22 protein-coding genes, 10 tRNA genes and 1 rRNA gene are annotated in these 22,475 nt (G+C 52.3%); all 33 read left to right on the top strand.

Features of this window, described 5'->3' with window-relative positions:
* Positions 1–114 precede the first annotated feature (114 nt).
* The 33 genes from yabP (at position 115) to N685_RS0104635 (ending at position 22,443) form a co-directional block, all read left to right on the top strand.
* Positions 115–420 carry a sporulation protein YabP gene (gene yabP / locus N685_RS0104805; RefSeq protein WP_012820452.1) on the top strand — a complete coding sequence of 102 codons (306 nt, stop codon included), beginning with the start codon at positions 115–117 and terminating at the stop codon, positions 418–420.
* The gene (gene yabQ / locus N685_RS0104800) at positions 417–1,049 is read left to right on the top strand and encodes a spore cortex biosynthesis protein YabQ (protein WP_031406307.1); all 633 of its coding nucleotides are present in this window, start codon (positions 417–419) and stop codon (positions 1,047–1,049) included. The genes yabP and yabQ overlap by 4 nt, the downstream gene beginning before the upstream one ends.
* A gap of 16 nt (positions 1,050–1,065) precedes the next feature.
* On the top strand, positions 1,066–1,437 hold the full coding sequence (locus tag N685_RS0104795; protein WP_031406305.1) for an FtsB family cell division protein: 372 nt from the start codon (positions 1,066–1,068) through the stop codon (positions 1,435–1,437).
* Positions 1,438–1,553: 116 nt separating this feature from the next.
* Entirely contained in the window at positions 1,554–1,952 is a 399-nt protein-coding gene (locus N685_RS0104790) for a S1 domain-containing RNA-binding protein (protein ID WP_011229571.1), read from the top strand.
* A 179-nt stretch (positions 1,953–2,131) separates the two neighbouring features.
* Positions 2,132–2,208, top strand: a tRNA-Met gene (locus N685_RS0104785).
* Between the two features lie 12 nt (positions 2,209–2,220).
* Positions 2,221–2,292, top strand: a tRNA-Glu gene (locus N685_RS0104780).
* Positions 2,293–2,489: 197 nt separating this feature from the next.
* Complete coding sequence (gene spoIIE / locus N685_RS0104770) at positions 2,490–4,970, top strand: stage II sporulation protein E (protein WP_031406302.1); 2,481 nt, start codon at positions 2,490–2,492, stop codon at positions 4,968–4,970.
* Positions 4,971–5,035: 65 nt separating this feature from the next.
* A complete protein-coding gene (locus N685_RS0104765) occupies positions 5,036–5,776 on the top strand; it encodes a vWA domain-containing protein (RefSeq protein WP_031406300.1) in 741 nt (246 codons plus the stop codon).
* Positions 5,739–6,716, top strand: coding sequence for a serine/threonine protein kinase (locus N685_RS0104760; RefSeq protein WP_031406299.1), 978 nt, complete (start codon positions 5,739–5,741; stop codon positions 6,714–6,716). The genes N685_RS0104765 and N685_RS0104760 overlap by 38 nt, the downstream gene beginning before the upstream one ends.
* Positions 6,717–6,783: 67 nt before the next feature.
* Entirely contained in the window at positions 6,784–8,178 is a 1,395-nt protein-coding gene (gene tilS, locus N685_RS0104755) for a tRNA lysidine(34) synthetase TilS (protein ID WP_031406297.1), read from the top strand.
* Positions 8,179–8,190: 12 nt separating this feature from the next.
* Entirely contained in the window at positions 8,191–8,736 is a 546-nt protein-coding gene (gene hpt, locus N685_RS0104750) for a hypoxanthine phosphoribosyltransferase (protein WP_031406294.1), read from the top strand.
* A gap of 94 nt (positions 8,737–8,830) precedes the next feature.
* Positions 8,831–10,726: an ATP-dependent zinc metalloprotease FtsH gene (gene ftsH / locus N685_RS0104745; RefSeq protein ID WP_031406292.1), complete on the top strand. Its 1,896-nt coding sequence runs from the start codon at positions 8,831–8,833 to the stop codon at positions 10,724–10,726.
* A gap of 126 nt (positions 10,727–10,852) precedes the next feature.
* Complete coding sequence (locus N685_RS0104740; protein ID WP_031406290.1) at positions 10,853–11,629, top strand: type III pantothenate kinase; 777 nt, start codon at positions 10,853–10,855, stop codon at positions 11,627–11,629.
* Positions 11,630–11,644: 15 nt separating this feature from the next.
* Positions 11,645–12,529 (top strand): Hsp33 family molecular chaperone HslO, encoded by an 885-nt coding sequence (hslO, locus tag N685_RS0104735; RefSeq protein ID WP_031406288.1) that lies wholly within the window; start codon positions 11,645–11,647, stop codon positions 12,527–12,529.
* Positions 12,530–12,615: 86 nt separating this feature from the next.
* Positions 12,616–13,542 (top strand): cysteine synthase A, encoded by a 927-nt coding sequence (gene cysK / locus N685_RS0104730; protein WP_011229580.1) that lies wholly within the window; start codon positions 12,616–12,618, stop codon positions 13,540–13,542.
* Positions 13,543–13,654: 112 nt separating this feature from the next.
* On the top strand, positions 13,655–15,076 hold the full coding sequence (locus tag N685_RS0104725; RefSeq protein WP_031406285.1) for an anthranilate synthase component I family protein: 1,422 nt from the start codon (positions 13,655–13,657) through the stop codon (positions 15,074–15,076).
* A 5-nt stretch (positions 15,077–15,081) separates the two neighbouring features.
* Entirely contained in the window at positions 15,082–15,657 is a 576-nt protein-coding gene (gene pabA / locus N685_RS0104720) for an aminodeoxychorismate/anthranilate synthase component II (RefSeq protein ID WP_031406283.1), read from the top strand.
* A gap of 5 nt (positions 15,658–15,662) precedes the next feature.
* Positions 15,663–16,538, top strand: coding sequence for an aminodeoxychorismate lyase (pabC, locus tag N685_RS0104715; protein WP_031406280.1), 876 nt, complete (start codon positions 15,663–15,665; stop codon positions 16,536–16,538).
* Positions 16,538–17,389, top strand: coding sequence for a dihydropteroate synthase (folP, locus tag N685_RS0104710; RefSeq protein WP_031406279.1), 852 nt, complete (start codon positions 16,538–16,540; stop codon positions 17,387–17,389). The genes pabC and folP overlap by 1 nt, the downstream gene beginning before the upstream one ends.
* Positions 17,382–17,741: a dihydroneopterin aldolase gene (folB, locus tag N685_RS0104705; protein WP_305040730.1), complete on the top strand. Its 360-nt coding sequence runs from the start codon at positions 17,382–17,384 to the stop codon at positions 17,739–17,741. The genes folP and folB overlap by 8 nt, the downstream gene beginning before the upstream one ends.
* The gene (folK, locus tag N685_RS0104700) at positions 17,742–18,269 is read left to right on the top strand and encodes a 2-amino-4-hydroxy-6-hydroxymethyldihydropteridine diphosphokinase (protein ID WP_031406275.1); all 528 of its coding nucleotides are present in this window, start codon (positions 17,742–17,744) and stop codon (positions 18,267–18,269) included.
* Positions 18,221–18,442, top strand: a complete 222-nt coding sequence (locus tag N685_RS0104695; protein WP_031406273.1) for a helix-turn-helix domain-containing protein — start codon at positions 18,221–18,223, stop codon at positions 18,440–18,442. Before folK ends, N685_RS0104695 begins: the two co-directional genes overlap by 49 nt.
* Positions 18,443–18,458: 16 nt before the next feature.
* Complete coding sequence (gene dusB / locus N685_RS0104690) at positions 18,459–19,460, top strand: tRNA dihydrouridine synthase DusB (RefSeq protein WP_031406271.1); 1,002 nt, start codon at positions 18,459–18,461, stop codon at positions 19,458–19,460.
* Between the two features lie 284 nt (positions 19,461–19,744).
* Positions 19,745–21,229 (top strand): lysine--tRNA ligase, encoded by a 1,485-nt coding sequence (gene lysS / locus N685_RS0104680; RefSeq protein ID WP_031406266.1) that lies wholly within the window; start codon positions 19,745–19,747, stop codon positions 21,227–21,229.
* A 251-nt stretch (positions 21,230–21,480) separates the two neighbouring features.
* Positions 21,481–21,597 (top strand): 5S ribosomal RNA (gene rrf, locus N685_RS0104675).
* Positions 21,598–21,605: 8 nt separating this feature from the next.
* Positions 21,606–21,681: transfer RNA gene (locus N685_RS0104670), tRNA-Val, on the top strand.
* 163 nt (positions 21,682–21,844) lie between these two features.
* Positions 21,845–21,920: transfer RNA gene (locus N685_RS0104665), tRNA-Lys, on the top strand.
* Between the two features lie 10 nt (positions 21,921–21,930).
* Positions 21,931–22,015 (top strand) — tRNA-Leu (locus tag N685_RS0104660).
* A gap of 11 nt (positions 22,016–22,026) precedes the next feature.
* A tRNA-Gly gene (locus N685_RS0104655) sits at positions 22,027–22,101 on the top strand.
* 16 nt (positions 22,102–22,117) lie between these two features.
* Positions 22,118–22,203: transfer RNA gene (locus N685_RS0104650), tRNA-Leu, on the top strand.
* 3 nt (positions 22,204–22,206) lie between these two features.
* Positions 22,207–22,280 (top strand) — tRNA-Arg (locus tag N685_RS0104645).
* A 4-nt stretch (positions 22,281–22,284) separates the two neighbouring features.
* A tRNA-Pro gene (locus N685_RS0104640) sits at positions 22,285–22,358 on the top strand.
* 12 nt (positions 22,359–22,370) lie between these two features.
* A tRNA-Ala gene (locus N685_RS0104635) sits at positions 22,371–22,443 on the top strand.
* The last annotated feature ends 32 nt before the right edge of the window (positions 22,444–22,475 follow it).

Raw genomic sequence — 22,475 nt, 5'->3', positions numbered from 1 at the left:
GCAGGCTTGTTCTAAACCATCCCCCGCTGACATACATATGGTACAAACAATGGATGAGAAAAGGCGGTTGGCCTTGCCAGCTTTCTATACTAAATGGAAATGCGGGGGATGAACATGAGTCGACACGATGAATTTGGCGGAAGCACGAACAAAGGTCCGGTTCAGGAACATGATGTGATCATGCGCGGCCGGCGCCTTCTTGACATCACCGGGGTGAAACAAGTCGAGAGCTTTGATAACGAGGAGTTTTTGCTGGAGACGGTCATGGGTTTTTTGGCCATTCGCGGGCAAAACTTGCAGATGAAAAACTTAGATGTCGACAAAGGTGTTGTTTCGATTAAGGGGCGCATTTTCGACCTCGTTTATTTAGATGACCATCAGGAGAAGGCTAAAGGATTCTTTAGCAAGTTGTTCAAATGAATGTCAGCATACAGCTGTACACCATGCTGGCGATGATTGGCATGGGCGGCTGGCTTGGCCTGGCGTGGGATACGTACAGCCGGATGTTGAAACGGCATGAGCGGGCGCACTGGCTCGTCTTTGTGAATGACGTGCTGTTTTGGGCGGTGCAGGCGCTCATCGTGTTTTATGTGCTTCTGTTCGTCAATGAAGGCGAGCTTCGCTTTTATTTGTTTCTCGCCCTTTTATGCGGATATGCCGCTTATCAAAGCTTGCTTCGCTTCTGGTATGTTCGGGTGCTCGAGTGGCTCATTGGGCTGGCGGTAAGACTCGGACAGACGCTCGCTCAGCTGTTCCGCCTCATGATCATACGCCCGCTCGTCCTCCTTGGGCAAATGGGGCTGGCACTTCTCTTGATCGCTTGGCGGCTTTTGCTGTGGATCGTTCGGTTTGTGCTGCTGGCTGTTTGGAAGATGATCCGCCTTTTGCTTGCGCCGTTGCGTTGGACGGGCATCATCATTTGGCGGCGGGTGCCGCCGCAAAGACGAGCCGGGGTGGAAAAATTTTTTCGCCGTTTAAAAGGATTTGCTGGACAAATCAAGAATACAAAAGAGAAAATAAGCATGTGGTTTGCAAAATGGCGCGAGTAAAAGAGGTGTAAACGCGATGAACGTGCCCCGGAGAACGAATGTGACGAAGCTGCCGTCGACGTACATAGCGGAGCATGAGGAGAAAAAGCAGAAGGCGGCGAGAAGACGGCGGGCTGTCGCTGTTCGTTTGGTTGTATGGTCGTTGTTGTTTGCGATGTTCGCCTCCGCTCTTGTCTACACCTTGCACTCGCAAGAGAAGGCGATCGATGAAAAAACGGCGGAACAGCAAAAGCTGAAAGAGCAGCTCGCCGAGCTTGAACGGAAGGAAAAGCAACTAAAAGAGGAAATGAAAAAGTTGCATGATGATGACTATATCGCCGAGCTGGCGCGGAAACAATATTACTTATCGAAAGACGGAGAAATGATTTTCGTCTTGCCGGAAAAATAATTTGCTTGCGAATGCCCGTTTTATCGGGCATTCGTCATATTGACACGCATTTTTTTCATTCGCTATAATGAAAAAAACACCATCTTTAAAGCGTTTTAAGGAGGAGCACTTTTTTTATGTCGATTGAAGTAGGCAGCAAGTTACAAGGCAAGGTCACGGGCATTACGAAATTTGGGGCGTTTGTGGAGCTGCCGGAGGGGGTTACAGGACTCGTTCACATTAGCGAGGTAGCCGATAACTATGTCAAAGATATCAACGATCATCTGAAAGTCGGCGATATGGTGTATGTCAAAGTCATCAACGTCGGCCAAGATGGGAAAATCGGTTTGTCCATTCGCAAAGCAAAAGACACGCCTTCTTCGCAGCGGCCGCGCCATCGGACAAACGACCGCTCCGCGGCGGACAGCCTAGAACAAAAAATCAGCCGATTCTTAAAAGAGAGTGAAGACCGATTGGCATCGTTGCGCCGTCATACGGAGTCGAAGCGGGGAGGTCGTGGAGCGAGACGAGGGTAACTTGCTGCTGAAAAACGATTGTTTGAAGGATGACAAATAGAGGAAACAAGCATCCGTCGTTATGGATGCTTTTTTTGTTTTCTTAATGGAATAAGAGGATACATTTTCCCTCTGCATTTTCCGCCTATATGTATTGACAATCGTCATTTCCTCCGTTATGATATTAACTGTTGTCGCACGGCGGTGTAGCTCAGCTGGCTAGAGCGTACGGTTCATACCCGTGAGGTCGGGGGTTCGATCCCCTCCACCGCCACCAACAATCAAAAATGGCCCGTTGGTCAAGTGGTTAAGACACCGCCCTTTCACGGCGGTAACACGGGTTCGAATCCCGTACGGGTCATTGCAAACGAGCATGCGCCATCAAGCGACATGCTCGTTTTTCTTTTTTTATCTCTTTCTGTCGGAACAAGCTTGTTGACCGCGTTTTGTCGTGGAAAACGTCGAACGATTTTTTATTTTTCTCTGTGGTTTTGACAAATTTCTGACAATTCAAGCGATATAATAGGGGGTAATAGAAGGTAAAGGAGAGGATCGGGAATGGAAAGAGTAGAAAGAGGGACGGTGCGCCGCAGCATTTCGGAAGTGCCAATTCGTGACACGCAGGCCACGGTATCGCGCTGGATGCGCCATGTGAAGCTGCGTCTTGGCCATCTGTTCATCCATCAAGGCTTCTTGCTTCTTCTTGTCGGCTTTTTGCTTGGACGAGCGTTGATTTTATCGAAGCTGACCCCGTTCGCTTTGCCATTTTTTGTTTCGGTCTATATGCTGCGCCGCGACAAGGCCGCTTTTGCGCTGATCTCACTGTTGGCCGGCGCTTTGACGCTGTCGCTTGATGTGGCGATGTTTGTCGGTGTTTCCATTTTTGGCTTTCTCTTTATTTACGGATGGGTGCGGAGGGTGATCAGTGAGTCACTGAAAATCGTTCCGTTTGTCGTGTTTGTGCTCTCTCTTTCGGCCAAATGGCTGATCTCCTATTATTGGCTCGGGGAGCGGACGGTCTACGGCGTTGCCATGGCGGTTGTCGAAGCCGGGCTGTCGCTTGTATTGACATTGATTTTTATGCAAAGCATCCCGTTATTGACGGTACAGAAGCATAAACATGCGTTGCGAGCAGAAGAAATCATTTCGTTGATCATTTTGTTCGCCTCGATGTTGACCGGGATGATCGGCTGGGCTGTGTACGGTTTGTCGCTCGAGCATGTGATGTCGCGCTATCTCGTTTTATTGTTCGCGTTTGTCGCTGGGGCGGCGACCGGCTCGACCGTTGGCGTTGTCACGGGGCTTGTGCTGAGCTTGGCGAACGTCGGCAACTTGTCGGAAATGAGTTTGCTTGCTTTCGCCGGCCTGCTAGGTGGGTTGCTGAAGGAAGGAAGAAAACCTGGAGTGGCGTTCGGCCTCCTCGTCGCGACGCTGTTGCTCGGTTTATACGGCGAAGGGAAGAGTGAGCTTGCGTCGACGTTGCTTGAATCCGGCATCGCTATTATGCTGTTTCTTGGTACATCTCGTTCACTGACGGAGAAAATCGCCAAATACATTCCCGGCACAGCAGAATACATCAATGAGCAACAACAATACGTCCGGAAAATCCGCGATATGACGGTGCAACGCGTCTCGCAGTTTTCCAATGTCTTTCAGGCGCTGGCGGAAAGCTTTTCGCCCGAACCGCTTCCGGATGCCAATGAATACAGCGACCGTGAAGTGGACTATTTTTTGAGCGACATCACGGAAAAAACGTGCCAAACGTGCTTTAAAAAGGCGCAATGCTGGGCGGACAACTTTCGTACAACCTATGCGTACATGAAGCAAATGATGTGCGAGGCGGACGAAAAAACATTGGTGCAAAACCATCAGTTGCTGCGTGAGTGGGAGCGGTATTGCGTCAAGGCCGGCAAAGTTGTCGACGCGATTGAAAAAGAGATGGTGGCTTATCAAGCCAACCGCAAGCTCAAACGGCAAATCCACGAAAGCCGGAAGCTTGTTGCTGAACAGCTGTTGGGTGTTTCGCAAGTGATGAACGATTTCGCCAAAGAAATGCAGAAAGAACAGGAAAACCATTACTTGCAGGAAGAACAAATTTACCATGCGCTGCAAGAGTTTGGCATCGAAGTGGGCCATGTCGACATTTACAGTTTGGAAAAAGGAAATATCGATATTGAAATGAGCATTCCTTACTGCGAAGGGCGGGGTGAGTGCGAAAAACTGATCGCGCCGATGCTGTCAGATATTTTAGGAGAGACGATCGTCGTTAAGCGTGAAGAGTGCGCCGCCTACCCGAACGGCTACTGCCGCGTTGCCTTCGGCTCGACGAAAGCATTCGTCGTCGAAACGGGCGTCGCGTTTGCCGCCAAAGGAGGGGGGTTCATTTCTGGCGACAGTTATGCAACAATTGAACTTGCTACCGGCAAGTACGCCGTTGCCATCAGCGATGGCATGGGCAATGGGGAGCGGGCGCATTACGAAAGCCGCGAAACGCTGCGCCTGTTGCAAAAGATTTTGCAGACGGGAATGGACGAGTCGATTGCCATCAAATCGATCAATTCGATTTTGGCATTGCGGACGACCGAAGATATGTATGCGACGCTGGATTTGGCCATCATCGACTTGCAAAACGCGGCGACCAAGTTTTTGAAAATCGGATCGACGCCAAGCTTCATTAAGCGCGGTGACAAGGTGATGAAAGTAGAAGCGAGCAACTTGCCGATGGGCATCATTAAAGAAGTGGAATTTGATGTCGTCACCGAGCAGCTGAAATCGGGGGATTTGCTCATTATGATGAGCGATGGTGTGTTTGAAGGGCCGATGAACGTTGAAAATCACGATGTTTGGATGAAACGGAAAATTCAAGAATTAAAAACGAACGACCCGCAAGAAGTCGCCGATTTGATCATGGAAGAAGTGATCCGCCAATGCGGCGGCAAGATTGAAGACGATATGACCGTCGTTGTCGCCAAAGTTCGGCACAATACGCCGAAATGGGCAACGATTCCGGCATACATGTATATGAAAAAGGCGCAATAGCTGGCGTATAAAAACGTTCCCCTGCGGCGATGATGGTAATACATTCGCCAAGGAGGGGAACGAACGTGCAAAAGGGAACGTTGCGACAAATTTTGCTCATTACCGATGGCTGCTCCAACCATGGTGAGGACCCAGCCGCCATGGCGGCGCTAGCCCGTGAGCAAGGCATTACGGTGAACGTGATCGGTGTATTGGATAAAGATGCGATGGATGAAACCGGGCGGCGGGAAATTGAAGCGATCGCTGCGGCTGGCGGCGGGATGAGCCAAGTCGTGTACGCGAAACAGCTGTCACAAACAGTGCAAATGGTGACGCGCCAAGCGATGACCCAGACGTTACAAGGGCTCGTCAATCGCGAGTTGAAACAAATCTTTGGTTCTGACGTTTCGCTTGAGGACTTGCCGCCGGACAAGCGCGGCCAAGTGATGGAAGTCGTCGATGAACTCGGGGAAACGGTTGCCCTTGATGTGCTCATTTTGATCGATACGAGCGGGAGCATGAAAACAAAACTGCCGACCGTCAAAGAGGCGCTCATCGATTTATCGCTCAGCTTAAATGCCCGCATGGGCGAAAATCGCTTTTCAGTGTTCATCTTCCCGGGAAAACGGTCGCACGCCGACAAAATGATCGACTGGACGCCAAGGATTGAGGAGTTGTCCACCATCTTTCCGAAATTGGCGTCGGGCGGGTTGACGCCGACCGGACCGGCACTGCGCGAGGCGATCGCCTATTTTGAGCGCAAACGGTCGTTAAGGAGCTGGATCGGCGATGGCGATGAGCCATACATCGAAGAATCGTCTTTATAGTTTGCCACCGGGTACGGTCATCACTGGGAAATGGCACGGCCGTTCGTACCGGTTGCTGCGGCGGCTCGGCAGCGGGGCGAACGGCGTCGTCTATTTGGCAGAGAACAGCCGGACTCACGTCGCCATCAAGTTGAGCGATGACTATGCATCATTGGCATCGGAAATGAATATATTGCGCCGTTTTGCTAAGGTCCAGGGAGCTGCCCTCGGGCCTTCTTTGCTGGAAGCCGATGACTGGCAAAGCCCGTTTGCGCGGGAGACGGTCCCGTTTTATGTAATGGAGTATATTGAAGGGGAAAATTTCGCCTCTTTTATCCGCCGCCGCGGAAAAGAGTGGGCGCCCGTGCTCATGATGCAGCTGCTGTCGGTGCTGGAGCGGCTGCATCAAGAAGGATGGGTGTTTGGGGATTTAAAGCCGGACAATTTGATCGTTACCGGCCCGCCGCCGTCGGTTCGACTGCTTGATGTGGGCGGGACGACGCTGCAAGGAAGGGCGGTGAAAGAGTTCACCGAGCTGTATGATCGCGGCTATTGGGGGCTTGGATCGCGCAAGGCGGAACCATCTTACGACTTGTTTGCGGCAGCGATGGTGATGATTTCTTCCTGCTATCCGGGACCGATTGAGAAAAAAGGGGACGGGCGGACGCAGCTCATGGCCATCATCGAGGCAGACCGCTTTTTGGCTCAATACAAGGATGTGTTGCAAAAAGCACTCGACGGCCGATATGCAAAGGCGGGCGATATGCGCCGCGACTTATTGGCCGCTTCTTCACGCCGGGCGTCCGGGGGCAACGAAAGACGACAGGCGGCGCCAAGGCGACAGTCGAGGCGGCAGGTGAAACGGCGCGGCAAAGCGATAGGGATGATCGAAACGGTCGTCATCGCCGCCGCATTGCTTGGTGCCTATGCCCTTTATATATACTGGCAGCTGGCGATATAATTTTTTTGAGAAAACAGGGTGAACGTGTTACGATGAAGCTGAAAGAAACGCAAAGAGGTTGACTCGGATGATCGACAAAGTGCGCGCCTTTATCAACCGGCATCAGTTGCTTTCAGAAGGAGCGGCCGTCATCGTTGGCGTCTCCGGAGGGCCGGATTCCCTTGCGTTGCTGCACGTTTTTTTGTCGCTGCGCGATGAGTGGAAGCTTCAGGTCATAGCGGCCCATGTTGACCATATGTTTCGCGGGCGGGAGTCAGAAGAAGAGATGGAGTTTGTGAAACGTTTTTGCGTGGAGCGCCGTATTTTATGTGAGACCGCGCAAATCGACGTTCCGGCCTTTCAGCGCCGCACGGGCCTCGGCGCCCAAGAGGCGGCTCGGATCTGCCGCTACCGCTTTTTTGCCGAACTGATGGAAAAGCATCAAGCCGGGTACGTCGCCGTAGGTCATCATGGCGACGATCAAGTGGAGACGATTTTAATGCGGCTTGTGCGCGGCAGCACAAGCAAAGGATACGCTGGCATTCCCGTCAAACGGCCGTTTCACGGCGGCTATCTCATCCGTCCGTTTTTGGCTGTCAGCCGGGCAGAGATTGAAGCGTATTGCCGGCAGATGGGGCTGTCTCCGCGCCGCGATCCGAGCAATGAAAAAGACGATTATACACGCAACCGGTTTCGCCATCATATCGTCCCGTTGCTGCGGCAGGAAAATCCGCGCTTGCACGAGCGGTTTCAGCAATACAGCGAAATGATGGCGGAAGATGAGCAATTTTTGGAGGAATTAGCCGCGGACGCGCTGAATAAAGTAATGGAAAAACAACATCGCGATGCGGCGCTTTCCATCAGACCATTTTTGGCGCTGCCGAGACCGCTGCAGCGTCGGGTGTTGCAGCTGCTGCTTCTCCGTCTTTATGGCGGGGTTCCGCCGGCATTGACTTCCGTACATATCGGTCATATACTGATGCTTTGTGAGCGCGGCCGTCCTTCCGGAATGATCGATCTGCCAAAAGGGCTCAAAGTGATCCGTTCGTACGACCGCTGTTTGTTTACCTTTGACGCAGAAAGCGGCGAGAAAGGCTATTGGTTTGAACTGCCGGTTCCGGCGCTATTGCCCCTCCCAAACGGCTATGCAATCATCAGTGAATTTGGGGAACACTATCCAAGAAAGCAGGCCGGGAATGATTGGTTCATCGTGGATCCTGATTCTGTCTCCTTGCCGCTTCGGGTGCGGACGCGTCGGCGCGGCGACCGGATGGCGCTTAAGGGGACGGGAGGCACGAAAAAATTGAAAGAAATTTTCATTGAAGCGAAAATTCCACGGATGGAAAGGGATCGCTGGCCGATTGTCGAAGATGCGGATGGCCGCATCCTTTGGGTGCCCGGCTTGAAAAAATCGGCTTTGGAAGCGCAAAATCGTGGGCAAGCCCGCTATATTTTGCTGCACTATCAGGCGATGAACAACTAGGAGGAAAAAAAGATGGGGATGAAAGACGATATTCAAAAAGTGTTGATCACGGAAGAGGAAATTCAGGCAAAAGTCAAAGAACTCGGCGGTTTGTTAACGAAAGAATATGACGGTTGTTTTCCGCTCGCTGTCGGCGTCCTCAAAGGGGCGATGCCGTTTATGGCTGACTTGCTGAAACATATTGATACATATTTGGAAATGGATTTTATGGACGTATCAAGCTATGGCAATGCGACCGTGTCATCCGGCGAAGTGAAAATCGTCAAAGACTTGAACACATCTGTTGAAGGACGGGATATTTTGATCATTGAGGATATTATTGACAGTGGACTGACGCTCAGCTATTTGGTCGACTTGTTTCGCTACCGGAAGGCGAATTCGATCAAAATCGTCACGCTTCTTGACAAGCCGTCTGGGCGGAAGGCGGACATTCAAGCCGATTACACCGGATTTACCGTCCCGGATGAATTCGTCGTCGGCTACGGGCTCGATTACGCGGAAAAATACCGCAACCTCCCGTTTATCGGTGTCTTAAAGCCGGAAGTGTACCAAAAGTAGAACGGCTGCTGGGCGACGGCCGAATTGTTTGTATTTAAACAAATTTCTATGATAGTATTGAGTATAGTGTGTTTCATATGGGAGGAGGCAAGAAATGAACCGGATTTTCCGCAATACCATCTTTTATTTGCTGATTTTTCTCGTCGTGATCGGCGTCGTCAGCTTTTTTAACGGCACAAACCAACGAACGGAGCCGATGACGTACGATGCGTTCATCACTCATCTGGAAAACGGGGATGTCAAGTCGTTTTCCATTAAGCCGGAGCGCGGCGTATATGAAATCAAAGGTCAGTTGAAAACATATAGCGAAGGGCAGTACTTTTCCACCTACGTCATGAACAGCGACAAAGTGCTTGATCGCATCGATGCGGCGGCGGCGCGAACAAGGGTGGAAGTGGTGCCGGCGGATGAAACGAGCGGATGGGTGACGTTTTTTACTTCCATCATCCCATTTGTTATTATTTTTATTTTGTTTTTCTTCCTTTTGAACCAGGCACAGGGCGGCGGCAGCCGAGTGATGAATTTCGGCAAAAGCCGGGCGCGGCTGTATACGGATGACAAGCGGAAAGTCCGCTTCCGCGATGTGGCTGGGGCAGATGAGGAAAAGGAAGAGTTGGTGGAAATCGTCGAGTTTTTAAAAGATCCGCGCAAGTTTGCGGAACTTGGCGCCCGCATTCCGAAAGGGGTATTGCTCGTTGGGCCGCCGGGAACGGGGAAAACGTTATTGGCGCGCGCGGTTGCTGGAGAAGCGGGCGTGCCGTTTTTCTCGATCAGCGGGTCGGATTTCGTGGAAATGTTCGTCGGGGTCGGGGCGTCGCGGGTGCGCGACTTGTTTGAGACGGCGAAAAAAAATGCGCCGTGCATCATCTTCATTGATGAGATCGACGCCGTTGGCCGCCAGCGCGGCGCCGGTCTTGGCGGCGGCCATGACGAGCGTGAGCAGACGCTCAACCAACTGCTTGTGGAAATGGACGGCTTTAACGGCAACGAAGGGATCATTATTATCGCGGCGACGAACCGGCCGGACATTTTAGACCCAGCGCTGTTGCGCCCAGGTCGCTTCGACCGGCAGATTACCGTCGACCGCCCGGACGTAAAAGGGCGCGAAGCGGTGTTGCGCGTGCATGCCCGCAACAAGCCGCTCGATGAATCGGTTGACTTGAAGACAATCGCGATGCGGACGCCTGGGTTTTCCGGCGCCGATTTGGAAAATCTGCTCAATGAAGCGGCGCTTGTAGCTGCGCGCCGCAACAAAAAGAAAATCGATATGAGCGACATCGATGAGGCGACGGACCGGGTGATTGCCGGACCGGCCAAAAAGAGCCGCGTCATTTCGGAAAAAGAACGGCGCATCGTCGCGTTTCACGAGGCCGGCCATACGGTGATCGGCATGGTGCTCGCCGATGCGGAAATGGTGCATAAAGTGACGATTGTGCCGCGCGGCCAAGCCGGCGGCTATGCGGTCATGCTGCCGAAAGAAGACCGCTACTTTATGACGAAAGCCGAATTAATGGATAAAATCACTGGATTGCTTGGCGGGCGCGTCGCTGAGGAAATTGTGTTCAATGAGGTGAGCACGGGGGCTCATAACGATTTTCAGCGGGCGACAAACATCGCGCGCCGGATGGTGACGGAGTTTGGCATGAGCGAAAAACTCGGCCCCCTGCAATTCGGCCAACCGAGCGGGCAAGTGTTTTTAGGCCGAGATTTGCATAACGAACAAAACTACAGCGACAAAATCGCCTATGAGATTGACTTAGAGATTCAGCGCATCATTAAAGAATGCTACGAAAAAGCAAAACAAATTTTGACCCAGCATCGCGATAAATTGGATTTGATCGCCAATACCTTGTTGGAAGTCGAGACGCTCGATGCGGAGCAAATTAAACATTTGTTTGAACATGGCACGCTGCCGCCGGAACGCAATGAGCGTGATGGAATTGATAAAGGCAGCGATGTGAAAATCAACATCCAAAAGAAAGAGGAGTAATCGATGTCTCTGTTCGGAGGCATCTTTTTTTTGCCGGCGGCCCAAGGAAAGAAGAACAGTTTTTTTTCTACAAGTATGATATGATAAAGAAAGGGAATTTATCGAGGAAAAGCGAGGAATGAAGCGATGATTTTTGTATTGGATGTCGGCAACACAAACACGGTGTTAGGGGTGTATGACGGCGACGAACTGAAACATCATTGGCGCATTGAAACGAGCCGGGCGAAAACGGAAGACGAATATGCGATGACGGTGAAGGCGCTTTTGAACCATGTCGGCTTGCAGTTTTCCGACATTCGAGGCATCATCATTTCCTCGGTCGTGCCGCCGATCATGTTCGCTCTTGAGCGCATGTGCTTAAAATATTTCCATATCAAGCCGCTTGTTGTCGGTCCGGGCATTAAAACCGGGCTCGACATTAAATATGATAATCCGCGCGAAGTGGGCGCCGACCGGATCGTCAACGCGGTCGCCGGCATCCACTTGTACGGCAGTCCGTTGATTATCGTCGATTTCGGCACGGCAACGACGTATTGTTATATTAATGAACATAAACAATATATGGGAGGGGCCATTGCCCCGGGAATTATGATCTCGACAGAGGCTCTGTTTGCGCGGGCGGCGAAATTGCCGCGCATTGAAATCGCCCGCCCGGATGATATTATCGGCAAAAATACGGTCAGCGCCATGCAAGCGGGCATTTTATACGGCTATGTTGGACAGGTGGAAGGCATCGTATCGCGAATGAAGGCCAAAAGCAAAATTCCGCCGAAGGTGATTGCTACTGGCGGTCTGGCTCCGCTCATTGCCAGCGAGTCGGACGTCATTGATGTCGTGGATCCGTTTTTAACGCTGACAGGACTGAAATTGTTGTATGAGAAAAATACGGAGAAAAAGGGATGAAAGGCTTGGTGAATCATGGGAGACTACTTAGTGAAAGCGCTCGCTTATGATGGACAAGTGAGGGCTTATGCGGCAAGGACAACGGAGACGGTTGCGGAAGCGCAACGCCGCCACCAAACGTGGCCGACCGCCTCAGCGGCCCTCGGCCGGGCGTTGACCGCTGGCGTCATGATGGGAGCGATGCTGAAAGGCGAGGAAACGTTGACGATTAAAATTGACGGCGGCGGCCCGATTGGCGTCATTTTGGTCGACAGCAACGCCAAAGGGGAAGTGCGTGGCTATGTAACGAATCCGCATGTGCATTTTGAGCTGAATGAGCACGGGAAGCTTGATGTGGCGCGGGCGGTTGGCAAAAATGGGATGTTGACGGTCGTGAAAGATCTAGGCCTGCGCGACTTTTTCACCGGACAAGTGCCGCTTGTCTCCGGGGAGCTCGGCGATGATTTTACGTATTATTTTGCTTCGTCCGAGCAAATTCCGTCATCAGTCGGTGTAGGAGTGCTCGTCAATCCCGACCATACGATTCGGGCGGCGGGAGGATTTATCATCCAGTTAATGCCCGGAACGGAAGAGCGTACGATCGCCCGCATTGAAGAGCGGTTGAAACAAATTCCGCCCGTATCGCGCATGATTGAAAGCGGGCTCGGGCCGGAGCAAATGCTCGAACAGCTGTTGGGCGATGGCGGCGTGCGTGTACTGGAAACGATGCCGGTGTCATTCGTCTGCCGCTGTTCGCGTGAGCGGATTGCTGACGCCCTTATCAGCTTAGGGCCTGAGGAAATTCAAGACATCATGGACAAAGAAGGACAGGCAGAGGCTTCGTGTCATTTTTGCAATGAAACATACCATTTCGACAAAGCGGAGTTGGAACAGCTGAAACAACTCGCAAAAAAAGAATGAAAACAGTAAAATGATTGACAATTACGCCAATAGTTGATACATTGGAGACAAAGTCGATAAAATTAATGGGGATTAGAGGTGGAATCATGGCACGCACAGTCAACTCGATCACCGAATTGATCGGCGATACGCCGGCTGTGAAACTGAACCGCATCGTAGATGAAGACAGCGCGGATGTATATTTGAAGTTGGAGTTTATGAACCCGGGCAGCAGCGTCAAAGACCGGATTGCGTTGGCGATGATTGAGGCGGCGGAAAAAGCAGGCAAGCTGAAGCCGGGCGACACGATCGTTGAGCCGACAAGCGGCAACACTGGGATCGGTTTGGCGATGGTCGCGGCGGCGAAAGGGTATAAGGCGGTATTGGTCATGCCGGATACGATGAGCTTGGAACGCCGCAACCTGTTGCGGGCGTATGGAGCCGAGCTTGTGCTCACACCGGGCGCACAAGGGATGCGCGGAGCCATCGCAAAGGCGGAAGAGCTCGTCCGCGAGCACGGCTACTTTATGCCGCAGCAATTTAAAAACGAGGCGAACCCGGAAATCCATCGCTTGACGACCGGGAAAGAGATCGTGGAGCAAATGGGCGACCAGCTTGATGCGTTCGTTGCCGGCGTCGGCACAGGCGGAACGATCACGGGGGCAGGTAAAGTGTTGCGTGAGGCTTACCCGAACATTAAAATTTACGCCGTTGAACCGGCCGATTCCCCGGTCTTGTCGGGAGGAAAGCCAGGTCCGCACAAAATCCAAGGGATCGGCGCTGGCTTTGTTCCAGATATTTTGGACACGAGCATTTACGATGGGGTGATTACGGTAACGACGGAAGAAGCGTTTGCGGCGGCCCGCCGCGCGGCTCGCGAGGAAGGCATTCTCGGCGGCATTTCGTCTGGCGCTGCGATTCACGCGGCATTGAAAGTGGCGAAAGAGCTCGGCAAAGGGAAAAAAGTGCTCGCCATCATCCCGAGCAACGGCGAACGTTATTTGAGCACGCCTCTTTATCAATTTGAAGACTAAGCAGCTTTTTCGGCAGGGGCAACCCTGTCGAATTTTTTTTACGAGAATGATGACCGAGGCGGACAATCATTGTACAATATAAAGTAACGGACATCGTAAGGAGTTGACGAAGATGGAACAGCGGCGCAGGCGACTGAAACGAACGATCGACTATCGCGGACGGGATTGGTTCCGCCAGTACGAACAGCTGGCCTATAGCCGGCCTCATCATGTGTTGCTTCAGAGCGGCCAAGGGGGAAGGTACAGCATTATCGGCCTTGACCCGATCGGAGTGATCCGCGCTGATGAGCGGCGGCTCATCATCAAGCAGCGCGGGGGTGAAACGGTGCTCGATGGCCCGCCGTTTGAAAGGCTCCGGCAATGGTTTCGGCGGTTCGCCGTGCCGAATGAAGGCGACCCGCTGCCTTGCCAAGGCGGGCTGATCGGTTTCATTAGCTATGATGCGGTTCGCTATCTAGAACGGCTCCCGGTGCTCGCGCAAGATGATTTGCAGCTGCCGTTTCTGTATTTTTTCCTCTTTGACGACGTAGCGATTTATGACCACCAAACGGAACATCTTCATTTGCTTGCCTACGCGAATGAAGGGGAGGAAAGCGAAGCAAACCGGCGGCTGGCGCGGCATGCGCGGATGTGGCTCGAGGACCGGAATGAAGCGTTGATTTGGCCGCTTGCTGCCTTGGCAGCTGCGCCGTCTGTTTCAATGACAAAAGAGGGGTTTATGGAGGCGGTTCGCCGCGTGCAGCGCTATATTGCGGCGGGCGACGTGTTTCAAGTCAATCTATCGGTGCGCCAGTCGCAGCCGCTGTTGACACACCCATTTGCCGTCTACAAACAGTTGCGGGCTCTAAATCCATCCCCTTATATGGCGTATTTGCACACCCCGGAGTTTCAAGTGGTCAGCGGCTCGCCGGAGTTGCTCGTCCGCAAGCGGGGATGGCGCCTTGAGACGCGGCCGATTGCCGGCACACGTTCGCGCGGTCGGACGGCGGCAGAGGATGAACAAATTGCCCGCAAGTTGCTTGCGAGTGAAAAAGAGCGGGCTGAGCACGCCATGCTCGTTGATCTCGAACGGAATGACCTTGGGCGCGTCTGTGCCTACGGGACGGTTCGGGTGGACGAATGGATGACTATCGAAAAGTATTCTCATGTGATGCATATCGTTTCTCACGTATCCGGCACCATGGCGCCGGAGCACGATGCGTTTTCCGTCATTCGCGCCATGTTCCCCGGCGGGACGATCACCGGCGCCCCAAAAGTGCGAACAATGGAAATTATTGAAGAGCTGGAGCCGGTTCGCCGCGGCTTGTATACGGGCTCGATCGGTTGGATCGATTTTCAAGGAAACATGGAGCTCAACATCGCCATTCGCACGATGGTCGTCAAAGACGGATTGGCGCATGTACAGGCAGGGGCGGGCATCGTCATCGACTCCAATCCCGAGCATGAGTACAAGGAATGTATAAAGAAAGCGGCCGCCCTTTGGAAAGCGAAAGAGCTGAGCGAAGCAGAGGCATTATTTCCGAGCATGAGGTGAGAATGATGATCGTCATGATTGATAACTACGACTCATTTACGTACAATTTGGTGCAATATTTGGGCGTGTTGGGCGAAGAGCTGATTGTCAAACGGAATGATGAAATTACGGTGGCTGAAATCGAACGGCTCCGCCCCGATTTTATCATGATTTCCCCCGGTCCGTGCACACCGAATGAGGCAGGGGTCAGCCTAGAAGTCATTGATCGCTTTGCCGGTCAAATTCCCATTTTCGGCGTCTGCCTCGGGCATCAAGCCATCGCCCAGGCATTCGGCGGCCGCGTCGTCCGCGCTCCAAGGCTGATGCACGGGAAAACATCGTCCGTCTACCATGATGGGGAGACGATTTTCCGCGGCGTGCCGAACCCGTTTACGGCCACGCGCTACCATTCCCTGATCGTCGAGAGAGAGACGCTTCCGGACTGTTTCGTCGTGTCGGCTTGGACGGAAGAGGAGGAAGTGATGGCCATTCGCCATAAAACGCTGCCGGTGGAAGGCGTGCAGTTTCACCCGGAATCGATTATGACCAGCCATGGGATGCAGCTGTTGAAAAATTTTATCGACACATATAAAAAGGCGTGACGGTCATGTACGTGTATATCAACGGCGCGGTCGTTCCGCGCGAGGAGGCTCAGTTGTCAGCGTTTGATCACGGGTTTTTATATGGGCTCGGCTTATTTGAAACATTCCGCACGTATCGCGGCCACCCGTTTTTGCTTGACGATCATTTGGCGCGATTGAACAAAGGGCTGTCTGCGCTGCACATCGAAAGGCAGTTCGGCCGCGCTGAAGCGGTGGCGATCATCGAGCAGTTGCTCGAGGCCAATGGCTTGTGCGACGCGTATGTGCGCTTCAATGTATCGGCCGGGGTCGGCGATCTCGGCTTGCCGATCGAAAATTACCGAAGCCCGACCGTCATCGTCTATATGAAGCCGCTTCCGCCGCCCGTCCCTCCGGAAGGAAAAGAAGGGGTGGTGCTCGCGGCAAGGCGGAACAGCCCGGAAGGCCAGGAGCGACTAAAGTCGCACCATTATTTAAACAATATGATTGGGAAATGGGAGCTCGGACATCGACCTCATGCGGAAGGAATTTTTTTGAATTCAGATGGGGCGGTAGCGGAGGGGATCGTTTCCAATATTTTTTGGGTGAAAGCCGGCGTTGTCTACACGCCAGCGCCGGCTGTCGGCATATTAAATGGCATCACAAGACAATTCGTCATCGCATTGCTCAGACAGTTGGGCATTCCCGTTGAAGAAGGGGCCTATCCGCTGTCCCATCTGTTGCAGGCGGATGAAGCCTTTATCACCAACTCTGTGCAGGAAATTGTCCCCCTTTTCCGCATTGGCCGTTGCGTCTACCAAGGAAAAAACGGCCCGGTGGTTCAGGCGCTGCAGTATCATTACCGGCGCTTGGCCCATCAGTTATGGACGAGGAATGAATTGGCGGAAAGGATGAACGACTGATGACAACATCGATGCGCCCTCTTCGGTTTCAATGCCGCGGGCATGAATTTGACTTAAACAAAAAAACGTTGATCATGGGCATTGTCAACGTTACGCCCGATTCGTTTTCCGACGGCGGCCGGTTTTACGACGTGGAAAACGCGGTCAAGCACGCGAAGCGGCTTGTGGCGGAAGGAGCAGACATCATTGACATCGGCGGTGAATCAACTCGTCCGGGGGCAGATCCAGTGCCGCTCGATGAAGAGCTGCGCCGGGTCATCCCAGCGGTCAAAGCGATCGCTGAGGCGGTGAACGTACCCATTTCCATTGACACTTACAAGGCAGAGGTCGCTCGGCAAGCGATCGAAGCGGGAGCGCACATGATCAACGACGTTTGGGGAGCAAAAGCTGATCCCGATATGGCCCGCGTCGCCGCCACGTACGGCGTGCCGATTATTTTAATGCACAACCGCCGCGATATGGCGTATCGCGATTTAATTTCCGACATGATCGCTGATTTGCAGGAAAGCATTCGCATTGCCAAAGGAGCCGGTGTGAAAGAGGAAAACATTATTTTAGACCCAGGCATCGGCTTCGCCAAGACGGTCGAGCATAACTTGGAAGTGATGCGCCGTCTTGACGAATTTGCCGCTCTTGGCTATCCGCTTTTGCTCGGTACATCGCGCAAACGGTTTATCGGCCATGTGCTCAATGTCCCAGTTGAGGAACGGATGGAAGGGACGGGAGCGACCGTTTGCCTCGGCATCGTCAAAGGCGTGCATATCGTCCGCGTCCACGATGTATTGCCGATTGCTCGCATGGTGAAAATGATGGATGCCATGCTTGGGAAGGGAGAGAGCGGCCATCGATAAAATCTACGTGCACGGCATGGAATTTTACGGTTACCACGGGGTGCTTCGCGAAGAAAACATCCTTGGTCAGCGGTTTTTGGTCGATGTGACGTTGGAGCTCGATTTGCAGCCCGCCGGGCGGAGCGATCGTCTTGAGTATACCGTCAACTACGCCGATGTGTACGAGCACTGCCGGGTGATCGTGGAAGAGCGGACGTTTGCCTTGATCGAGGCGGTCGCTGAAGCGATCGCTGCCGACTTGCTCGCCGTCTTTCCTGTTGTTCAGCGTTGCATTGTCAAAGTGACAAAGCCGAATCCGCCGATTCGCGGCCATTATCAATATGTCGCAGTCGAAATTGATAGGGGTCGTTAAATGGAAAACATTGCATATCTCGCTTTAGGCTCTAACCTTGGAGATCGTGTTTCCTATTTGCGTTCTGCCATTGAAGCGCTCTATCATCATAAAGAAATTTTTATCACATCCAGCTCATCGATTTATGAAACTGATCCGGTTGGCTACGTCAATCAAGGCAAGTTTTTAAACATGGTGATCGAGGTGGCGACGACGTTGTCGCCGTTTGCCTTGCTTGACGTGACCCAGCAAATCGAACGAAAATTTGGGAGGAAAAGGGAAATTCGTTGGGGGCCACGAACGTTAGACCTTGACATTTTGCTGTATAATCATGAAAATATTGAAACAGAGCAACTGACGATCCCGCACCCGCGCATGGCGGAGCGGGCGTTCGTGCTCATCCCGTTGTTGGAAGTCAACTCTCATGTGACAATACCGAACCTTTCCGAGCCGTTAATCGACATCATTGACCGACTACCTGACAAAAAAGGAGTTCATGTATGGAAGCGGAAAGATGGGGAAGACGTATTCGCGCTTTTCGAAAGTTGAAGGGATATACGCAAGAAAGACTGGCGAAAGAACTTGGCATTTCTGTATCGATTCTTGGTGAAATTGAACGCGGAAACCGAATGCCGTCCGATTCACTCGTTGGACAAATTGCCGAACGGCTGAACATATCGGTAGAGGAGCTGTCTCCGCCGAAACTCGAATCAAACAAGTAGAAAGGAGGCATCTGCGATGTTTCGCATCGGCGATGTCGAAATTAAAAACCGTGTCGTGCTCGCCCCGATGGCAGGCGTATGCAACTCTGCGTTCCGCCTGACCGTCAAAGAATTCGGCGCCGGGCTTGTATGCGCGGAGATGGTCAGCGACAAAGGAATCGTATACAACAACGAAAAGACGTTAAACATGTTATATATTGATGAACGGGAAAAGCCGATCAGCTTGCAAATTTTCGGCGGCGAGAAAGAGACGCTCGTCAAAGCGGCGAAATTTGTCGATAAAAATACGAATGCCGATATCATCGACATTAACATGGGTTGCCCAGTGCCGAAAATTACGAATTGCGACGCTGGAGCGAAATGGCTGCTTGACCCGAATAAAATCTATGATGTCGTTGCCGCGATCGTCGATGCCGTGGAAAAACCGGTCACGGTGAAAATGCGGATCGGTTGGGATGAAAAGCACATTTACGCCGTCGAAAACGCTCAAGCCGTCGAGCGCGCCGGCGGGAAGGCCGTCGCCGTTCATGGACGGACAAGGGTGCAAATGTATGAAGGAAAAGCGGACTGGAACATCATCAAGCAAGTGAAAGAAGCGGTCAGCATCCCAGTCATCGGCAATGGCGACGTCAAAACGCCGCAAGATGCCAAACGGATGCTGGAAGAGACAGGAGTCGACGGTGTCATGATCGGACGGGCGGCGCTTGGCAACCCATGGATGATCTACCGCACGGTCCGCTATTTAGAAACTGGGGAGCTCATTCCGGAACCGACGCCGCGGGAAAAAATCGACGTCTGCCTGTTGCATTTGGATCGGTTGATTGCCTTAAAAGGCGAGTATATCGCCGTGAAAGAAATGCGTAAACACGCTGCTTGGTATTTAAAGGGTATTCGCGGTGCAGCGAAAATCCGCAACGCCATCAATGAATGCGAAACGCGGGACGAACTGGCCGCGCTGTTGCTTCGCGTGGCGGAAGAAGCGGAAGTCCAAGCAGCGGCGAACGCCGAAGCCGTTTAACATCGCTCCGAAAGAAGTCTCCCACTTCAAAACAAAGTGAAAGCGGGAGAGGAGTTTCGGTTAGGTGCAACCGAAGGCGATGATCGAACCGTGGGGCGCACGGGGATCGCTCGGTCCATTTCCCGGCATAGGATGGGATGATCTGAGAAGCCCCCATCTTCCATGCATTAGCGTAGAAGGTGGGAGTATGTCGCACAACAGGGACGATGTTCATGCAGCGGAGAACTGCCAGCGGGCGCTGGCAGTATTTTTCGTAAAAAATCGCTAAATGGAGTGAATGAGCTATGAGTCACGAAGAATTGAACGACCAACTGCGCGTCCGCAGGGAAAAGCTGAAAAAAATTGAAGAATTAGGCGTCGACCCGTTTGGCAAGCGGTTCGAGCGCACTCATAAGGCGCAAGAACTGTTCGAGCTGTACGGCGATTTATCGAAAGAGGAATTGGAGGAAAAGCAAATTGAAGTCGCCGTCGCCGGCCGCATCATGACAAAGCGCGGCAAAGGCAAAGCGGGATTTGCCCACATCCAAGACGTTACAGGGCAAATCCAAATTTACGTCCGCCAAGACGATGTCGGCGAACAACAGTACGAACTGTTTAAAATCTCCGACCTTGGCGACATCGTCGGCGTGCGCGGCACAATGTTTAAAACAAAAGTCGGTGAACTTTCCATCAAAGTGTCGTCGTACGAATTTTTGACGAAGGCGCTACGTCCATTGCCGGAAAAATACCACGGTTTGAAAGATATCGAGCAACGCTATCGCCAGCGTTATCTCGATTTAATCATGAATCCAGAAAGCAAGAAGACGTTCATTACTCGCAGTTTGATCATCCAATCGATGCGGCGGTATCTTGACAGCCATGGCTATTTGGAAGTTGAAACGCCGATGATGCACGCTGTGGCTGGGGGTGCTGCGGCGCGTCCGTTCATTACGCATCATAACGCATTGGATATGACCCTTTATATGCGAATCGCCATCGAGCTCCATTTAAAACGGCTCATCGTCGGCGGTTTGGAAAAGGTGTATGAAATCGGCCGCGTTTTCCGGAACGAAGGCATTTCCACCCGCCATAATCCGGAGTTTACGATGCTCGAATTGTACGAGGCGTACGCCGATTTCCGCGACATCATGAAACTGACCGAGAATTTGATCGCCCACATTGCGAATGAAGTGCTCGGAACGACGAAAATTCAATACGGCGAACATATCGTTGACTTAACGCCTGAATGGCGGCGCCTCCATATGGTTGACGCAATCAAGGAATATGTCGGCGTCGACTTCTGGCAGCAGATGAGCGACGAAGAGGCGCGGGAGCTGGCGAAAGAACATGGCGTGGAAGTCGCTCCCCACATGACGTTTGGCCATATTGTCAACGAGTTTTTTGAACAAAAAGTCGAGTCCCATCTCATCCAGCCGACGTTCATTTATGGCCATCCGGTTGAAATTTCACCGTTGGCCAAGAAAAATCCGGACGACCCGCGTTTTACCGACCGATTTGAGCTGTTTATCGTCGGGCGCGAACATGCCAATGCCTTTACCGAACTGAACGACCCGATTGATCAGCGCCAACGCTTCGAGGCGCAGCTGAAAGAGCGTGAACAAGGAAACGATGAAGCGCATGAAATGGACGAGGACTTCCTTGAAGCACTCGAATACGGCATGCCGCCGACAGGCGGGCTTGGCATCGGCGTCGACCGCTTAGTTATGCTCTTGACCAACTCGCCGTCCATTCGTGATGTGCTGCTCTTCCCACAAATGCGCCATAAATAACCATGATCGTCCCCTGCAAAGAAAAACGGCAGGGGACGATCTGTGTAAAAAAACTATTGACTTTAAAATTTTAGTTATGTAAAATGAAAATCGTCGTTTTCACAAAAAACAGGTGCAACAAAGCGAGTTGACAAACATTCTCCAATGTGTTATATTATGATAGCACGTTGAAACAATAGAACAGTTGTTAAAAACAAAGGATTATTGACAAACAAATAAATGTAATTATAATATAACTTGTCTGTTGATTGCCTAGTGATGATAGCGGAGGGGAAACACCCGTTCCCATCCCGAACACGGAAGTTAAGCCCTCCAGCGCCGATGGTAGTTGGGGCCAGCGCCCCTGCAAGAGTAGGTCGTTGCTAGGCAATTCCGTGGAGGATTAGCTCAGCTGGGAGAGCACTTGCCTTACAAGCAAGGGGTCGGCGGTTCGATCCCGTCATCCTCCACCATTTATGCATTTATGTGAATACGATATGAGCCATTAGCTCAGCAACGAGCGATGCATCTTCGAGTTGACTGCGAGTTGCCTCGACGCACCAAGCTTCCTTGAAACAGCTCGTAGAGGAAGAGGCAGGTAGAACTCGTCAGTACTTAGAGTGTTATGATCACTATGAGCCATTAGCTCAGTAGGTAGAGCATCTGACTTTTAATCAGAGGGTCGGAGGTTCGAGTCCTCCATGGCTCACCACAATTGATTTGCGGGTGTGGCGGAATTGGCAGACGCGCTAGATTCAGGGTCTAGTGCCCTTTACGGGCGTGGGGGTTCGAGTCCCTTCACCCGCATGTTGGTTCGAGCGGAAGTAGTTCAGTGGTAGAACACCACCTTGCCAAGGTGGGGGTCGCGGGTTCGAGTCCCGTCTTCCGCTCCATTTATTTGCCCATTTAGCCGGGGTGGCGGAATTGGCAGACGCACAGGACTTAAAATCCTGGGGTAGGTAACTACCGTGCCGGTTCGAGTCCGGCCCTCGGCACTTGCGCTCGTAGCTCAATTGGATAGAGCATCTGACTACGGATCAGAAGGTTAGGGGTTCGAATCCTCTCGAGCGCGTTAACGGGAAGTAGCTCAGCTTGGTAGAGCACATGGTTTGGGACCATGGGGTCGCAGGTTCAAATCCTGTCTTCCCGATAGCGGCCACATGGGGCCTTAGCTCAGCTGGGAGAGCACCTGCTTTGCACGCAGGAGGTCATCGGTTCGATCCCGATAGGCTCCATCATCGTTCCTTGAAAACTGAACGAAACGAAG

The organism is Geobacillus vulcani PSS1, assembly GCF_000733845.1.
Classification (GTDB): Bacteria; Bacillota; Bacilli; order Bacillales; family Anoxybacillaceae; genus Geobacillus; species Geobacillus vulcani.
This window is presented reverse-complemented; position numbering and strand designations above follow the sequence as displayed.

Excerpts from the sequence above, each read along its gene's own strand:
- yabP (WP_012820452.1), top strand. The coding sequence starts at position 115 with ATGAGTCGACACGATGAATTTGGCGGAAGCACGAACAAAGGTCCGGTT.
- yabQ (WP_031406307.1), top strand. The coding sequence starts at position 417 with ATGAATGTCAGCATACAGCTGTACACCATGCTGGCGATGATTGGCATG.
- N685_RS0104795 (WP_031406305.1), top strand. The coding sequence starts at position 1,066 with ATGAACGTGCCCCGGAGAACGAATGTGACGAAGCTGCCGTCGACGTAC.
- N685_RS0104790 (WP_011229571.1), top strand. The coding sequence starts at position 1,554 with ATGTCGATTGAAGTAGGCAGCAAGTTACAAGGCAAGGTCACGGGCATT.
- spoIIE (WP_031406302.1), top strand. The coding sequence starts at position 2,490 with ATGGAAAGAGTAGAAAGAGGGACGGTGCGCCGCAGCATTTCGGAAGTG.
- N685_RS0104760 (WP_031406299.1), top strand. The coding sequence starts at position 5,739 with ATGGCGATGAGCCATACATCGAAGAATCGTCTTTATAGTTTGCCACCG.
- tilS (WP_031406297.1), top strand. The coding sequence starts at position 6,784 with ATGATCGACAAAGTGCGCGCCTTTATCAACCGGCATCAGTTGCTTTCA.
- hpt (WP_031406294.1), top strand. The coding sequence starts at position 8,191 with ATGGGGATGAAAGACGATATTCAAAAAGTGTTGATCACGGAAGAGGAA.
- ftsH (WP_031406292.1), top strand. The coding sequence starts at position 8,831 with ATGAACCGGATTTTCCGCAATACCATCTTTTATTTGCTGATTTTTCTC.
- N685_RS0104740 (WP_031406290.1), top strand. The coding sequence starts at position 10,853 with ATGATTTTTGTATTGGATGTCGGCAACACAAACACGGTGTTAGGGGTG.
- hslO (WP_031406288.1), top strand. The coding sequence starts at position 11,645 with ATGGGAGACTACTTAGTGAAAGCGCTCGCTTATGATGGACAAGTGAGG.
- cysK (WP_011229580.1), top strand. The coding sequence starts at position 12,616 with ATGGCACGCACAGTCAACTCGATCACCGAATTGATCGGCGATACGCCG.
- N685_RS0104725 (WP_031406285.1), top strand. The coding sequence starts at position 13,655 with ATGGAACAGCGGCGCAGGCGACTGAAACGAACGATCGACTATCGCGGA.
- pabA (WP_031406283.1), top strand. The coding sequence starts at position 15,082 with ATGATCGTCATGATTGATAACTACGACTCATTTACGTACAATTTGGTG.
- pabC (WP_031406280.1), top strand. The coding sequence starts at position 15,663 with ATGTACGTGTATATCAACGGCGCGGTCGTTCCGCGCGAGGAGGCTCAG.
- folP (WP_031406279.1), top strand. The coding sequence starts at position 16,538 with ATGACAACATCGATGCGCCCTCTTCGGTTTCAATGCCGCGGGCATGAA.
- folK (WP_031406275.1), top strand. The coding sequence starts at position 17,742 with ATGGAAAACATTGCATATCTCGCTTTAGGCTCTAACCTTGGAGATCGT.
- N685_RS0104695 (WP_031406273.1), top strand. The coding sequence starts at position 18,221 with ATGGAAGCGGAAAGATGGGGAAGACGTATTCGCGCTTTTCGAAAGTTG.
- dusB (WP_031406271.1), top strand. The coding sequence starts at position 18,459 with ATGTTTCGCATCGGCGATGTCGAAATTAAAAACCGTGTCGTGCTCGCC.
- lysS (WP_031406266.1), top strand. The coding sequence starts at position 19,745 with ATGAGTCACGAAGAATTGAACGACCAACTGCGCGTCCGCAGGGAAAAG.